Source organism: Kitasatospora sp. NPDC043949 (assembly GCF_056435365.1).
In genome coordinates, this window is sequence record NZ_JBWKEQ010000020.1 from 64,251 (window position 1) to 79,404 (window position 15,154).

General features: G+C 73.7%; 11 protein-coding genes and 1 riboswitch. Of the genes, 2 read left to right on the forward strand and 9 right to left on the reverse strand.

The features are described 5' to 3' along the window. Positions 1-4 precede the first annotated feature (4 nt). The 3 genes from AC07AL_RS18545 to AC07AL_RS18555 are packed head-to-tail and all read right to left on the reverse strand — an operon-like array spanning position 5 to position 4,649. A complete protein-coding gene (locus tag AC07AL_RS18545) occupies positions 5-2,149 on the reverse strand; it encodes a putative cobaltochelatase (RefSeq protein WP_400986480.1) in 2,145 nt (714 codons plus the stop codon). Then, complete coding sequence (locus AC07AL_RS18550; protein ID WP_363580575.1) at positions 2,146-3,684, reverse strand: cobyric acid synthase; 1,539 nt, start codon at positions 3,682-3,684, stop codon at positions 2,146-2,148. The genes AC07AL_RS18545 and AC07AL_RS18550 overlap by 4 nt, the downstream gene beginning before the upstream one ends. Continuing rightward, positions 3,681-4,649, reverse strand: coding sequence for a cobalamin biosynthesis protein (locus tag AC07AL_RS18555; RefSeq protein ID WP_363580577.1), 969 nt, complete (start codon positions 4,647-4,649; stop codon positions 3,681-3,683). The genes AC07AL_RS18550 and AC07AL_RS18555 overlap by 4 nt, the downstream gene beginning before the upstream one ends. Positions 4,650-4,756: 107 nt before the next feature. Further along, a riboswitch (cobalamin riboswitch) is annotated at positions 4,757-4,888 on the reverse strand. Positions 4,889-5,152: 264 nt separating this feature from the next. Between AC07AL_RS18555 and AC07AL_RS18560 the strand changes: the two genes are divergently transcribed. Further along, complete coding sequence (locus AC07AL_RS18560; protein WP_363580579.1) at positions 5,153-6,274, forward strand: alpha/beta hydrolase family protein; 1,122 nt, start codon at positions 5,153-5,155, stop codon at positions 6,272-6,274. Positions 6,275-6,619: 345 nt separating this feature from the next. Next, on the forward strand, positions 6,620-8,053 hold the full coding sequence (locus AC07AL_RS18565) for a hypothetical protein (RefSeq protein ID WP_363580581.1): 1,434 nt from the start codon (positions 6,620-6,622) through the stop codon (positions 8,051-8,053). A 102-nt stretch (positions 8,054-8,155) separates the two neighbouring features. Here AC07AL_RS18565 and AC07AL_RS18570 read toward each other — a convergent pair whose 3' ends face one another. The 6 genes from AC07AL_RS18570 to AC07AL_RS18595 all read right to left on the reverse strand — a co-directional run bounded on the left by AC07AL_RS18570 (position 8,156) and on the right by AC07AL_RS18595 (position 15,152). After that, entirely contained in the window at positions 8,156-9,034 is an 879-nt protein-coding gene (locus AC07AL_RS18570; protein WP_030059975.1) for a CDP-alcohol phosphatidyltransferase family protein, read from the reverse strand. Further along, positions 9,021-9,713 carry a phosphatidylserine decarboxylase gene (locus AC07AL_RS18575; RefSeq protein ID WP_363580583.1) on the reverse strand — a complete coding sequence of 231 codons (693 nt, stop codon included), beginning with the start codon at positions 9,711-9,713 and terminating at the stop codon, positions 9,021-9,023. The genes AC07AL_RS18570 and AC07AL_RS18575 overlap by 14 nt, the downstream gene beginning before the upstream one ends. Before the next feature lie 533 nt (positions 9,714-10,246). After that, positions 10,247-11,449: an acyl-CoA dehydrogenase family protein gene (locus AC07AL_RS18580; RefSeq protein WP_363580585.1), complete on the reverse strand. Its 1,203-nt coding sequence runs from the start codon at positions 11,447-11,449 to the stop codon at positions 10,247-10,249. A 149-nt stretch (positions 11,450-11,598) separates the two neighbouring features. Further along, a complete protein-coding gene (locus AC07AL_RS18585) occupies positions 11,599-12,102 on the reverse strand; it encodes a MaoC family dehydratase (RefSeq protein ID WP_363580587.1) in 504 nt (167 codons plus the stop codon). A gap of 11 nt (positions 12,103-12,113) precedes the next feature. After that, the gene (locus AC07AL_RS18590) at positions 12,114-13,097 is read right to left on the reverse strand and encodes an HpcH/HpaI aldolase/citrate lyase family protein (protein WP_478317808.1); all 984 of its coding nucleotides are present in this window, start codon (positions 13,095-13,097) and stop codon (positions 12,114-12,116) included. Positions 13,098-13,124: 27 nt separating this feature from the next. Continuing rightward, positions 13,125-15,152, reverse strand: a complete 2,028-nt coding sequence (locus AC07AL_RS18595; protein ID WP_400986473.1) for a protein meaA — start codon at positions 15,150-15,152, stop codon at positions 13,125-13,127. Between the last annotated feature and the right edge of the window lie 2 nt (positions 15,153-15,154).

The window sequence follows — 15,154 nt, forward strand, 5'->3', positions numbered from 1 at the left end:
CGGCTCAGGCCGCCTTTCGCATGGTGGTGGCACGGTTCTCGCGCCGGCTGTCCTGCCGGTTCTCGCGGACGAGCGAGGCGACGCCCTCGGGGCGCAGCTCGTCCAGGCTGACGGCGGTGCCGCCGAGCAGCCCGGCCAGGGTGCGGGCGAGGCCGAGTCGGACGGGGCCGGACTCGCAGTCCAGTACCACGCTGGCGGTGCCCTGCGCGGCGAACAGCCCGGCCGCGCGCTGCGACCGGGCGAGCGCGTCCCGCCCGCCGGTGGCCCGGCCGTCGGTCACCACGACCAGCAGCGGGCGGCGGCTCGGGTCGCGCAGCCGCTCCACCCGCAGCACCTCGTGCGCGCGCAGCAGGCCGGCGGCCAGCGGGGTGCGACCGCCGGTGGGCAGCGACTCCAGCCGGGCCGCGCCGACCTCCACGGACGACGTCGGCGGCAGCGCCAGTTCGGCGTCCGCGCCCCGGAAGGTGATCATGCCGATCTTGTCGCGCCGCTGGTAGGCGTCCATCAGCAGGGACAGCACGGCGCCCTTGACGGCGGTCATCCGCTGCCGGGCGGCCATCGAGCCGGAGGCGTCGACGACGAACAGCACCAGGTTGGACTCCCGTCCCTGGCGGACCTGTTCGCGGAAGTCGTCCTTGCGCAGCACCAGCGCCCGGCCGGCCCGCCCGCGTGCCGCCTGGTGCGGTGCGGCGGCCTGCAGGGTGGCGGTCAGGTGCAGCCGGCTGAGCGCACCCTGGGGGCGCCGGGCGCGCACGGTGTGCCCGCCGGTGGTCTCGGCGGGGGAGCGGCGGCCCTGGGCGCCGTGGCCGGTGCCCTGCACGGTGAACAGCTTGGTCCGGTACGGGTCGCCGGCCGCGACCGGTGCCGACTCCCGTGCAGGGGCGGGGTGTTGGGCCGGCACGGGCTGCTGGAGCGGCTCGTCCGGCTCGGCGGCCGATGCCTCCGGACCAGAGGCGGGCTCGGGGGCCCCGCCGCCGTCCGGGCCGCCGCCGGGGCCGCCGTCCGGGCCCGGACCGTCGTCCTCGGGGCCGTCGCCCTCGCCGTCGCCCTCAGCCTCTCCTGAGCCCCCGGGCTCCTCGGGCTCCGACGACTCCTCGGGCTCCGATGGCTCCGACGACTCCGAGGGCTCCTGCGGCTGCGCGTGCTCCTCCAGCGTCCGGTCGAGCTGTTCCTCGTCCAGCCCCGGCGCGTCGAAGGGGTTGCGGCGGCGCCGGTGCGGCAGCGCCAGCTGGGCGGCCTTGCGGACGTCCTCCTCCAGCACCTCGGTCCGCCCGCCCCAGGCGGCGAGCGCGACGGCGGTGCGGGCCATCACGATGTCGGCGCGCAGCCCGTCCACCTCGAACGCGGCGCACACGGCGGTGATCTGACGCAGTGCCACATCCGTCAGCTCCACCTTGGGCAGCAACTCCCGCGCGGCGGTGATGCGTTCGGCGAGCGCCTGCTCGTCCGCGGCGAACCGCGCGGCGAAGCCGGCCGGGTCGGCGTCGTAGCCGAGCCGGCGGCGGACCACCTCGGCGCGCTCGGCCGGGTCCCGGGTGGCGGCGATCTCGACGGTCAGGCCGAACCGGTCGAGCAGCTGCGGCCGGAGCTCGCCCTCCTCCGGGTTCATCGTGCCGACCAGCAGGAAGCGGGCGGCGTGCCGCACCGACACGCCCTCGCGCTCGACGTACGAGCGGCCCATCGCGGCGGCGTCCAGCAGCAGGTCCACGACGTGGTCCTGGAGCAGGTTCACCTCGTCGATGTAGAGCACGCCGCGGTGCGCCTTGGCGAGCAGCCCCGGCTCGTACGCCTTGACGCCCTCGGCGAGCGCCCGTTCCAGGTCGAGCGAGCCGACGATCCGGTCCTCGGCCACGCCGACCGGCAACTCGACCAGCTGGGCTGGGCGTTCGGACGCCGAAGGGCGGTCGTGCGGCCCGTCCGGGCACTGCGGGTCCGGAGCGGCCGGGTCGCAGGCGAACCGGCAGCCGTCGACGGCCGCGAGGGTCGGCAACAGGCCGGCCAGCGCGCGCACCATGGTCGACTTCGCGGTGCCCTTCTCGCCGCGCACCAGCACGCCGCCCACGGCCGGCGAGACCGCGTTGAGCAGCAGTCCGAGCCGCAGGTCGGGCATGCCGACGATCGCGGTGAACGGATAGCGGACGTCACTCATGCATACTCCCCAGGTGCCCCGGGCGCCAGGAACGGCAGCGATCCGGCCGCCGGCACCCCGCCCTCGATCAGCTTCCACAGCGCGTCGGTGTCCGCGTGTTCCTCGATCAGGTCGCCCAGCCGGTCCAGCCGGGCCTCGCGCGCCTCGGCGAACGAGGTGTCCGGCGCCGGCACGAACGCCCGGCCCGCCAACGCGGCGACCTCGCGCAGGAGTTCACGGCGGAAGCCGTCGTTCTCCAGCGCGCCGTGCCAGGTGGTGCCCCACACCGGGCCGACCCGGCAGCCGTCCAGGCCGTGCCCGTCGTCATCGGAGAAGAACGGCTCGCCCCCCTCCACGGCCACCACTCCGTGGTGGATCTCGTACCCCTCGACCCGCTGCCCGTACGCCGTGCCGGCCGGCCGCGCCAGCACCTTCTCGGCGCCGAACCGCACGTGTGTCGGCAGCAGGCCCAGGCCCTCGACCGAGCCGGCCCCGGACTCCACCTCGTCCTCGATCCCGCGCGCCAGCATCTGGTAGCCGCCGCACACCCCGAGGACCGGCAGCCCGGCCGCCGCCCGCGCCTTCAGCGCCGGCTCCAGGCCGCGTTCGCGCAGCCAGGCCAGGTCGGCCACGGTGGCCCGGGTGCCGGGCAGCACCACCAGGTCGGCGTCGGCCAGTTCCTCCGGCCGGGTCACCCAGCGCACCAGCACACCGGGCTCCTGCGCCAGCGCGTCCAGGTCGGTGAAGTTCGACAGCCGGGGGAAGCGCACCACGGCCACCCGCAGCACGTCCGCCCCGAGCGGGCCGCGGCCGTCCACCCGGTCCACCACCGTGGACAGGTCCAGCGAGTCCTCGGCGTCCAGCCACAGGCCCGGCAGCATCGGCAGGGTGCCCAGCACCGGACGGCCGGTCAGCCCGTGCAGCATCTCCAGGCCGGGCGCCAGCAGTCGCGCGTCGCCGCGGAACTTGTTGACGAACCAGCCCGCCACGTGCCGCTGGTCCTCCGCCGACAGCAGTGCCAGCGTCCCGTACATCGCCGCGAAGACGCCGCCGCGGTCGATGTCCCCGACCACCACCACCGGCAGCCCGGCGGCCGTCGCCAGGCCCATGTTGGCGATGTCCCGGTCCCGCAGGTTGATCTCGGCGGGCGAACCGGCGCCCTCGCAGACCACCACCTCGTAGCGGCGGCGCAGATCCGCCAGGCACTCCAGCGACCGTTCCAGCAGGACGGGCTTGCGTTCGCGGTAGTCCAGCGCGCCCACCTCGGCGACCGGCCGGCCCAGCAGCACCACCTGGCTGCGGCCGTCCGCCCCCGGCTTCAGCAGCACCGGGTTCATCGCCGCCTCCGGCTCCACCCTGGCCGCCTGCGCCTGCATCGCCTGCGCCCGGCCGATCTCGGCGCCGTCGGCGGTGACGAAGGAGTTCAGCGACATGTTCTGCGCCTTGAACGGCGCGACCCGCACCCCCTGCCGGGCCAGCCAGCGGCAGATGCCCGCGGTCACCACGCTCTTGCCCGCGTCCGAGGTCGTCCCCGCGACCAGCAGTGCGTTGCTCATGCCCTTCCCCTCCACCGTGTCGTCAGCAAGCGCAGCGCGACGTGCCCCGCGACCGTCGTACCCAGGGCCAGCGCGCCCACCCGCCGGGAGAGCACGCAGGCCCGCTCGATGTCGTCCGCCGTCACCGGCCGCAACTCCGCGCCCAGCACCGGCCGGTGCTCCACCCGCTCCCCGTACTGGAGGGTCCCGCCCAGCCGGACGCCCACCGCGCCCGCGAAGGCCGCCTCCGCCTGGCCCGCGTTCGGGCTCGGGTGCGCCGAACCGTCCCGCCGCCAGACCCGCCAGGCCGTTTTCGGCTGCGGCGCGGCGGCCACCGTGAGCAGAGCCGTCAGCCGGGCGCCCGGCCAGCCCGCCACGTCGTCCAGCCGGGCCGAGGCCCAGCCGAACCGGGCGTACCGCGGCGAGCGGTGGCCGACCATCGCGTCCAGCGTGTTCACCGCGCGGAACGCCAGCAGCCCCGGGGTGCCCGCCAGCGTGCCCCAGACCAGCGCGTTCACCACGGCGTCCGCCGTGTTCTCGGCCACCGACTCGACCACCGCGCGGGCGATCTGAGGCCCGTCCAGCGCGCTCGGGTCCCGCCCGCACAGGTGCGGCAGCCGCTCCCGCGCGGCCGCCAGGTCGCCCGTGGCCAGCGACCGGCCGATGGTGCGCGCCTCCCGGGTCAGCGAGGTGCCGCCCAGCACCGTCCAGGTCGCGGCGGCCGCCAGCGCGGCCCGGCCCAGCGGACGCCGGCCCACCGTACGGTCCAGGGCCACCGCGCCGGCCGCGACCGCGCCGACGCACAGCGCCGTGTACCCGGCGCCGGCCACCCGGTCGTCCTGCCACACCCGCCGCTCCAGCCGGGTCGCCGCACCGCCGAAGACGGCCACCGGGTGGCCGCGCCGGGGGTCGGCGAAGCGGGCGTCCGCGGCGAAGCCCGCGGCGGCGCCGAGCGCGAACGCGGCGGCGCGGGTCAGCGGGCGCACGGCGGGTTCGGCGGAAGGCCGCGTGGGGTCCGGCGGGGCGGGGCAGCCTGCATCGCGTGCGTGTCCTCACTCAGGGTCCGCGCCCTGGATCGACGTACCGGGGGCGAGAGTCTCCTGGCTTCCGGGTCGGACACACCCCCGGGCCTTCCAGCGGCTTCTGACGGTCCGCCGTGGCAATGTTCCGAGCGTGCTCCCCGGTGACAGTGGCGGGACCGCGCCGGACTCGCACCGGCTTCCTCTGCATGCCTCCGTTTGGCCCCAGGATCCCATCACGCGGCCGAACCGGGAGTCAACCGAGGTCACGGAGGGGTTGGTCACACCTCGGAGCCCCGTCGCCACCTCCGATCCGCCCGCCCCGCCCTGCCTGACGCCCGCCCAGCCCGAGGCCCCGCCGTGCCCCGGACGGCCCAGCCCGGTGGCCGCCCGCGCGGCCCCCCGGTGAACTGGTGCCCGGACACCGCCCGGACACCGTCCGGTCCAAGACCAGCAGAGCGGGGAGCGATATGCGTTGGGGAACCGCGGCCGTCGTGGCGGCCGCCGTCGTCGGCGCCGGGGCCGCCGGGGCCGCCGTCCTGGTGATCGGCCGCCGGGCCTCCGAACGGCTGGTCCACCCGGCGAGCGCCGCCCGGGAGTCCGGCCCCGTCCTGGTGCGGAGCCTCGCCGCGGGCCGGATCACCTTCAACCGCCGCCCCGAGAGCCTGCGCCCCGGCCGCTGGGCCGTGGAATGGGACGACCACGGCCACGCCGTCGTCGAGGAGGTCCTGCACAGCGACGAGAACGGCGTCACCCGCCGCCTCGTCCGCGCGGACCGGGGCACCCTCACCCCCGGCACCGAGGTCCGCTTCACCCCCCGCGTCCACCTCGGCGACCCCACCGAGGCGCTCGGCCTCCCCTTCACCGACACCGCCGCCGACGGCGAACTCGGCGCCCTCCCCGCCTGGCGCCTCGACGGCAAACGCGGCACCTGGGTGATCCTCGTCCACGGCCCCGGCGCCGACCGGCAGCAGACCCTCCCGGTCCTCCCCGTCCTCGACCGCCTCGCCCTGCCCGCCCTCGCCGTCACCTACCGCGGCGACCAGGGCGCCCCGGCCTCGCCGGACGGGCTCGGCCACTTCGGCGAGACCGAGTGGCGCGACGTCGAGTCGGCGGTACGGCTCGCCCTCGACAGCGGCGCCGGCCGGGTCATCCTGTACGGCTGGTCCCTCGGCGCCACCATGGCCCTCCAGACGGCCTCCCGCTCCGCCTGGGCCCATGCCATCAGCGGCCTCGTCCTGGACTCGCCGGTCCTCGACCTGCCCGCCACCGCCCGCCGCGGCGCCGCCCGGGCCGGCTACACCGGCGCCGCCGCCGAGCTCGGCGCCCTCGCCGCCGAGGGCCGCACCGGCGTCGACCTCGCCGACTTCAGCCGCATCGCCGAGGGCGCCGACCTGCGCGTCCCCACCCTCCTCCTGCACAGCCCCGACGACCAGGTCGCCCCCTTCCGCGCCGCCGAGCGCCTCGCCGCCGCCCGCCCCGGCGTGGTCAGCCTCCGGCCTTTCCCGGGCGCCGACCACGCCACCCTCTGGAACTCCGCCCCCACCCACTACACCGAACTCCTCCGCCGCTGGCTCACCCCCCTTCTCTGAACCCAGCCCCCCCGCGTGAGAAGTCACACCCGCGGGGCCTCCGTACGGAACCCGGACCTCACCTGTCGGCCACGGAGTGTGACCGGTCGGGCGGGTAGCGCGACCGCCGCCGCAAGGGTTGAGCCGTGATGGCATGACCCCGCCACCTGTTTCCGGCCAGGCGGTTTGCCTCTGTTGCCCGATTGTTGCCCGATCTTGGGGAGGTGCCGTCGACGGCCGCCCGTCCGTACAGCCAACCGGATGTGACAGAAGGCCGGTACAAGGGGAAGACTGCTCGACGTGACGTCTCGGAATCCGCGCGACCGTGATGCCCCGCTCCCTCCGACGATCGGTACTGGTGCGACGGTGACCCGTCTCCCCGGTACGGCCCACCGGCCCGCCGCCGGCAAGCCGGGCGGGGCCGGGGTACCCCGCCGACGAGGGCCCGCTGCGGCGCCCGGTCGGGGGAGGGTTCCCGTACCGGAGGGCTTCCCCGCGCCGGCCGAGCTGGCGCCGCTGGCCCGCCGGATGCTGGTGGACGCCGTCCGGATCGCCCGCTGGGCGGGGGACCTGGAAGAGGTCGACAAGCGGGGCGAGCTGCTGCCCGATGACGCCCGTGCGGCGGGTCGGGCGCTGGCCATGACGGTCGGCGCCGCCGCCAAGGCGTGGGGGCAGGCGCTGCTGGTCGGCCTGGTGGAGGCCAGGGACGGCGGTGCGGTCCCGGGTTGGCGCCTGCACGCCTGGGAGCACGACGACGAGGCGGTCGTCCGCGGCTGGTCGGCGCTGTTCGACGCCTGGACGCTGCTCGCCCCGGTGCCGCCCGCCGCCCTGCGGGGCGTGTTCGCGGTGCTGGCCGGCCAGGCGGTGGACCAGGCGCCGCAGCTGCTGTCGTTCCTGCACCTGGTGGCCGGTCCGGTGTCGGACGGCGAACTGCTGGAGCTGCTGCGCCGGGGGCTGGACGAGCGCCGGGTGGGCGGCACGGACGGTTCGGGCCTGTCGCCCGTGCCGCACGCCGCCTCGGCGGTCTCGGCGGTCCGCGGCACGTGCCGGGAGCCGCAGATCGACACCCCGCCGTCGCCGGCGGACGTGGCCGCGGTCCTGGACTGGATGCTGGACGGCCTGGCGGCCGTCGGGGCCGTGGTCCGCAGGGACGAGGCCGCCGAGCTGTCGCCGCTGGGCCACTGGGCGGTGCGGGCGAAGCTGGAGGAGATCTGCACGGTCGCGCAGACCGCGGCCGGGCACATCGAGCAGAGCGCCTTCGAGCTGCTGAACGCCTGCGCGGACTACTCGCCGGGCCCGGCGCGGGCCGAGTTCCGCGCCTGGGTGGCGGCCCGTCCGGCCGATCGGGCGGTGGCGGAGCTGCTGGACGCGGCGCAGGGGGACGACGCGCTGGTGCGCGGCCTGGCCTTCGAGGCGCTGCGGGTGGCCGGCGGCCCGGCCGAGCAGGCGGTGCGGGCATCGGTGGACGAGCCGGTGCTGCGCCCGTACGCGCTGTTGTGGCTGGCGGAACGCTCGGACGAGGGCGTTTCGCCGGCGGACGTGCTGGGGGCGGAGGACGCGGCCTGGCTGTGGGTGGACACGGCTGCGGCGGTGCTGGACCACGGCGAGACGGAGCTGCTGGTGGGCCACGTCGAGGGCGCCGCGGCGGGCGATCCGGTGCGGTTGTTCGCCCGGGCCCGGCAGTCGGGGCACCCGCGGGCGGCCTCGGTGCTGACGGCGGTCTCGGGCGTGCACCCGGATCCGGGCGTGGCACGGGCGGCCCGCCGCTCGGCGTTCAGCGTGCACACCGGCGGCGCGTAGCAGCGCCCGTCGAAGAACGAGCGCGACGAGGAGAAGAGCGGGCACGACGAAGAGGGGCCCGGATCCGACTGGATCCGGGCCCCTCTCGCGTACGGGAACGACTCAGCCGAGGCGGGACTCCGCCCGCCTGGCGCGGACGTCGCCGACCTTCTGTCCGACCTTGCGCCGGATGACCAGCAGCGGGGCCATCGCGGCGAGCGTGATCTGGGCGAAGGCACCGACGTGCATCAGGGCGTCGCCGCCGGGCAGGCCGGTCGCCCAGGCCGCGAGGCAGCCGATCGAGACGACGATCCAGCACAGCGTGGCGGTGGCCAGCAGCCCCTGGGGCTTGGGGTACTCGATCCGGCTGACCATGAGGTACGCGGCGCCGAAGATGGCGAGCAGACCGGGCAGGAACGGCGGGTCGAGCAGCACGATGGCGATGACCGTCATCGCGCCCATCGGGCAGGGCATGCCCTGGAACACCCCGGGCCGCATCTTGACGGCGGAGAAGCGGGCGAGCCGCAGGACGACCGCGAGCAGGACGGTGATCGCGATGAGCGCCGAGAGCTTGCTGTTGGAGCCCTGCGAGACCATGCCCCAGACGGCGACGAAGTAGGCCGGCGCGATGCCGAAGCTGATCAGGTCGGCCAGGTTGTCCAGTTCCGCTCCGAGGGCGGAGGAGCGGAGCTTGCGCGCCACCAGCCCGTCGAAGAGGTCGCACATGGAGCCGATGAGCAGCAGCGTGACCGCGGTGGCGGCGCTGTGCCGGTCGGGTGCGGCGTCCGGGTTGGTGATGTGCGGGACCAGGACCCCGGTGGTGATCGAGTAGATCGCCAGGAAGCCGCAGACGGCGTTCCCCAGGGTCAGGAAGTCGGCGGTGGACAGGTGCTGGGGAGAGCGCGGGGCGCGCAGCTCGCGGTCGCGGGCCCAGCGGCGACGGCGCAGGGCCGTCTCCTCGTCGTCCAGGCCGACGATTGTCTCAGGATCAGTCACGGTCAAGGCGCGTCACCCCGGCTGTGGTCTTCTGGCCGACCTCGACGCCGACCTCGACGCCGGCCGGCAGGTAGGTGTCGACCCGGGAGCCGAACCGGATCAGACCGATCCGGTCGCCCTGCTCGACCTTGGTACCGGCGGCGACGTACGGCACGATGCGACGGGCCACGGCCCCCGCGATCTGCACCATCTCGATGTCGCCGAGCTCGGTGTCGAAGTGCCAGACGACCCGCTCGTTCTGGTCGCTGTCCTTGTTGAACGCGGGGACGAAGCCGCCCGCGACGTGCTCGACCGACGTCACCGTGCCGGGCAGGGGCGCGCGGTTGACGTGGACGTTGAGCGGACTCATGAAGATCGCGACCCGGGTGCGGCCGTCCGGCCAGGCGTCGATGCTCTGCACCACGCCGTCGGCGGGGGAGATCACTCTGCCCGCGCCGATCTCACGCTCGGGGTCGCGGAAGAACCACAGCATGCCCGCGCCGAGCGCACAGGCGGGTACCGCTGCCAGGGCCCACTTGCCGCTGCGCCGGGTGAGGGCGGTGGTCACGGCGGCCGTGGCGAGGGTGGGGACGAACCAGGGGGTGGCTCCGCGCGCGATGGTCACGCGGGGTCGCCGACCGGCCGTCGTGGCTGCGAGGGCATCGCGGTCCGTGACGGAGGTGTGAGGGGACGGGCTGATGGGCATCGAAGACCTTTGTCGCGGGGGATCATGGCCGCTGGACGGGGGCCACCGCGGGATCGGGTAATAGAGGGACGGCTTGCTGTCCCGGTGGATGCTATCGGGAGCACACGGTGGGTGGGCAACCCGCCTGCTCGTTCACGTGTCCGGTGGAAGCGCGTGTGCGCGTCCCACCTCTACGACCGTAGCTCGCCCCGGTCCGGTTCCCAAGGGACCGGACGGGGCTGGTGACACTTGTCTCAACAGGCCTGTCGGCGGAACCCGGTGGGCGGAACGGGCCGTTCGCGGTCGCCGGGGGTGCGGGACACGGCCCGTCGAGGGTGTGCGGAAGCGGCCGCGGGGCGTGTCGCCGCAGCTGTACGCCCTGCGGCCGCTTCCGGAGGGCCGTGCCGGACCCCGGCGGACCAGGCCGGGGCCGTGATGGCACGGCGGGTGGCCGGGACGGGCCCGCACGCCCGTCGACCGGCGGTTCGGAAGGGGTCGTCCAGCCGGCCCGGAGCGCCCCGGGGGCCGCTCGTCGAGCCGGGGTGACCCGGTGCTCACTCCGCGATCCGGTACTCCTCCAGGAGTCGGCGTCCGACGATCATCTTCTGGATCTCCGCAGTTCCTTCACCGATGAGCAGCATCGGGGCCTCGCGGTAGAGCCGCTCGATCTCGTACTCCTTGGAGAAGCCGTAGCCGCCGTGGATGCGGAACGCGTCCTCGACGACCTCCTTGCAGTACTCGGAGGCGAGGTACTTGGCCATGCCGGCCTCGAGGTCGTTGCGCTCGCCGCCGTCCTTCTTGCGGGCGGCCATGACCATCATCTGGTGGGCGGCCTCGACCTTGGTGGCCATCTCGGCGAGCTTGAACTGGATGGCCTGGTGCTCGGCGATCTTCTTGCCGAAGGTGGAGCGCTGCTGGGCGTAGGAGATGCCGAGTTCGAAGGCGCGGCGGGCGACGCCGCAGCCGCGGGCGGCGACGTTGACGCGGCCGACCTCGACGCCGTCCATCATCTGGTAGAAGCCGCGCCCGGGGACGCCGCCGAGGACGCGGTCGGCCGGGATCCGGACGTCCTGGAGGACCAGCTCGGTGGTGTCGACGCCCTTGTAGCCCATCTTCTCGATCTTCCCGGGCACGGTGAGGCCGGGGACGGTCGGGTTCGGGCCGAATCCGGGGGTCTTCTCGATCAGGAAGGTGGTCATGTTCTTGTACGGGGTGCTGCCGCCCTCGTCGGTCTTGCACAGGACCGCGACGAGGGTGGAGGTGCCGCCGTTGGTGAGCCACATCTTCTGGCCGTTGAGGACGTAGGACTCCCCGTCCTTGACGCCCTTGGTGGAGATGGCCGAAACGTCGGAGCCGAGGCCGGGCTCGGACATCGAGAACGCGCCGCGGATTTCCCCGGCGGCCATCCTCGGCAGGAAGTGGTCCTTCTGCTCCTGGGTGCCGTGGGCGTTGATCATGTGCGCCACGATGAAGTGGGTGTTGACGATGCCGGACACGCTCATCCAGCCGCGGGCGATCTCCTCGACCACCAGGGCGTAGGTGAGCAGCGACTCGCCGAGGCCGCCGTACTCCTCGGGGATGGTGAGGCCGAAGAGGCCGAGCTGCTTCATCCCCTCGACGATGGCGGTCGGGTACTCGTCCTGGTGTTCCAGCTCGGTCGCGACCGGAATGATCTCCTTGTCGACGAAATCCCGCACGGTGGCGAGGATGTCCCGCTGGATCTCGGTGAGGCCGTCGGTCTGTGCCAGGCGTCCCATCGTGCGGCTCCGAAAGGTTGTGCGAGAAGGGGGAGCGGAGATAGCGGGGAGCCGGGTGGGTGTGGTGGTGGGAACAGGGCCCTGGTTCGGGGGGGAGACGGGGTAAGGCAGGTGGCCGGCCCCTCCGGGGTCTCAGGGGATTCGGGGCCCTAGGAGAGGGGAGTCGGGCGGCCGGGCTGCTCGCCGCCGCGCTCCTTGACGTACGTCTCGGTCGGCACCATCACCTTGCGGCGGAAGATGCAGACGACCGTGCCGTCCTGCTTGTACCCCTTGGTCTCGACGTACACGATGCCGCGGTCGTCCTTGGACTTGGACGGCCACTTGTCGAGGACGGTGGTCTCGCCGTAGAGGGTGTCGCCGTGGAAGGTCGGCGCGACGTGCCGCAGCGACTCGATCTCCAGGTTGGCGATGGCCTTGCCGGAGACGTCCGGGACGGACATGCCCAGCAGCAGCGAGTAGACGTAGTTGCCCACCACCACGTTCCTGCCGAAGTCCGTCGTCCGCTCGGCGTAGTTGGTGTCCAGGTGGAGCGGGTGGTGGTTCATGGTGAGCAGGCAGAAGAGGTGGTCGTCGTACTCGGTGACGGTCTTGCCGGGCCAGTGCTTGTAGACCGCGCCGACCTCGAACTCCTCGTAGGTGCGTCCGAACTGCATCGCGTCGGGCCTCAGCTTTCCGGGATCTCGAACTTGGTGGTGCGCTCCAGGCCGGCGGCCCGGCCCTTACCGGCGATGACCAGGGCCATCTTGCGGCTGGCCTCGTCGATCATCTCGTCGCCGAGCATCGCGGAGCCCTTGGCGCCGCCCGCCTCGGAGGTGCACCAGTCGTAGGCGTCGAGGATCAGCTCGGCGTGGTCGTAGTCCTCCTGGGAGGGCGAGAAGATCTCGTTCGCGGCGCCGACCTGGTCGGGGTGGAGCACCCACTTGCCGTCGAAGCCGAGGGCTGCGGCGCGCCGGGCGACCTCGCGGTAGCCCTCCTGGTTGCGGATCTGCAGGTACGGGCCGTCGATCGCCTGGAGGTCGTTGGCGCGGGCGGCCATCAGGATGCGCATCAGGATGTAGTGGTAGGCGTCGGCCGGGTAGCCGGCCGGCTGCTCGCCGACCACCAGGGACTTCATGTTGATGGAGGCCATGAAGTCGGCGGGGCCGAAGATGATGGTCTCCAGCCGGGGCGAGGCCTCGGCGATGGCGTCGACGTTGACCAGGCCCTTGGCGTTCTCGATCTGCGCCTCGATGCCGATCCGGCCGACCTCGAAGCCCATGGTCTTCTCGATCTGGGTGAGCAGCAGGTCGAGCGCCTTGACCTGTTCGGCGTCCTGGACCTTGGGCAGCATGATGCAGTCGAGGTTGGGGCCGGCGCCCTCGACGACGGTGATCACGTCGCGGTAGGTCCAGTGGGTGGTCCAGTCGTTGACCCGGACGACGCGGGTCTTGCCGCCCCAGTCGCCGTTGTTGAGCGCGTCGACGATGTGGTGGCGGGCGCTCTCCTTGACGAGGGGGGCGCAGGCGTCCTCCAGGTCGAGGAAGACCTGGTCGGCGGGGAGGCCCTGGGCCTTCTCCAGGAAGCGCGGGTTGCTGCCGGGCACGGCGAGGCAGGAGCGGCGCGGGCGCAGTCGGTTGAAGGTGGCGGCGGGCGACGGGTGGGCAGACATGAGGGTGGGTCGGTTCCTTCCCAGTGGTCAGCTGGTGGGCGCGGGTGCGGGCGTCCAGGGCTGGAGCTTGTTGGCGAGCCGGATCTCGTCCACGATCCGGCCGATGATGGTGGTGATGCCGAAGTCCTTCGGGGTGAACACGGCGGCGACGCCGGCGGCCTTGAGGGCCTCGCCGTCCGCTGCCGGGATGATGCCACCCACGATCACCGGGACATCCTGCACCCCGGCCCGGCGCAGCCGGCGCAGGACGTCGGGCACCAGCTCGCAGTGGGCGCCGGAGAGGATCGACAGGCCCACGCAGTGCACGTCCTCCGCGACGGCGGCGGAGACGATCTGCTCGGGGGTCAGCCGGATGCCCTGGTAGACCACCTCGAACCCGGCGTCGCGGGCCCGGACGGCGATCTGCTCGGCGCCGTTGGAGTGCCCGTCCAGGCCGGGCTTGCCGACCAGCAGGCGCAGCTTGCCGGAGCCCAGTTCCTCGGCGGTGGCGGCGACGGCGGCGCGCACCGCGGCCAGTTCCCCGCCGGGTTCGGCGGACACCGCGACCGGGGCGCCGCCGACGCCGGTGGGCGCGCGGTACTCGCCGAAGACCTCGCGCAGGGCGAAGGCCCACTCGCCGGTGGTGACGCCGGCCCGGGCGCAGGCGAGCGTGGCCGGCACCAGGTTGGCGTCGGTGGCCGCGGTGGCCTTGAGCTCGGCCAGCGCGGTCTGGACGGCGGCCTCGTCGCGCTGTCCGCGCCAGGCCTCCAGGGCGGCGAGCACGGACTGCTCGGAGGCCGGGTCGACGACCATGATGGCGGTGTCGAGGTCGGCCGTGAGCGGGCTCTCCTCGGTGGTGTCGAAGCAGTTGACGCCGACGATCCTGTCCTCGCCGGACTCGATCCGGGCCCGCCGGGCGGCGTGCGAGGAGACCAGGTTGGACTTCAGGTAGCCGGACTCCACGGCCGGAATCACCCCGCCCATGGCCAGCACCTTGGCGATCTCCGCCTCGGCGCCGGCCAGCAGGTCGGCGGTCTTGGCCTCGACCACCTCGGAGCCGTTGAAGAGGTCGCCGTACTCCAGCAGGTCCGACTCGTAGGCCAGCACCTGCTGGATCCGCAGCGACCACTGCTGGTCCCAGGGCCGGGGCAGGCCCAGCGCCTCGTTCCAGGCGGGCAGTTGGACGGCGCGGGCGCGGGCGTCCTTGGAGAGGGTGACGGCCAGCATCTCCAGGACGATCCGCTGGACGTTGTTCTCCGGCTGGGCCTCGGTCAGGCCGAGCGAGTTGACCTGGACGCCGTAGCGGAAGCGGCGCTGCTTCGGGTCCTGGACGCCGTAGCGCTCCAGCGTGACCTTCTCCCACAGCTGGGCGAAGGCGCGCATCTTGCACATCTCCTCGACGAAGCGCACGCCGGCGTTGACGAAGAAGGAGATCCGGGCGACCACCTCGCCCATCCGCTCGGCCGGCACCTGGCCGGAGTCGCGGACGGCGTCGAGCACCGAGATGGCGGTGCACATCGCGTAGGCGATCTCCTGGACGGGCGTGGCCCCGGCCTCCTGCAGGTGGTAGCTGCAGATGTTGATCGGGTTCCACTTGGGGATGCGGCCGACGGTGTAGGCGATCATGTCGGTGATCAGGCGCACCGAGGGGCCGGGCGGGAAGACGTGCGTCCCGCGCGAGAGGTACTCCTTGACGATGTCGTTCTGGGTGGTGCCGGTGAGCTTGGCGATGTCGGCGCCCTGCTCCTCGGCGACCACCTGGTAGAGCGCCAGCAGCCACATCGCGGTGGCGTTGATCGTCATGGAGGTGTTGGTCTGTTCGAGCGGGATGCCGTCGAACAGGGTGCGCATGTCGCCGACGTGGCCGACCGGGACGCCGACCCGGCCCACCTCGCCGCGGGCGAGGAGGTGGTCGGAGTCGTAGCCGGTCTGGGTCGGCAGGTCGAAGGCGACGGAGAGGCCCGTCTGGCCCTTCGCCAGGTTCCGCCGGTAGAGCGCGTTGGAGTCGCTCGCGGTGGAGTGCCCGGCGTAGGTGCGCATCAGCCAGGGGCGGTCGCGCTTGTGCTGATCGGTCATCG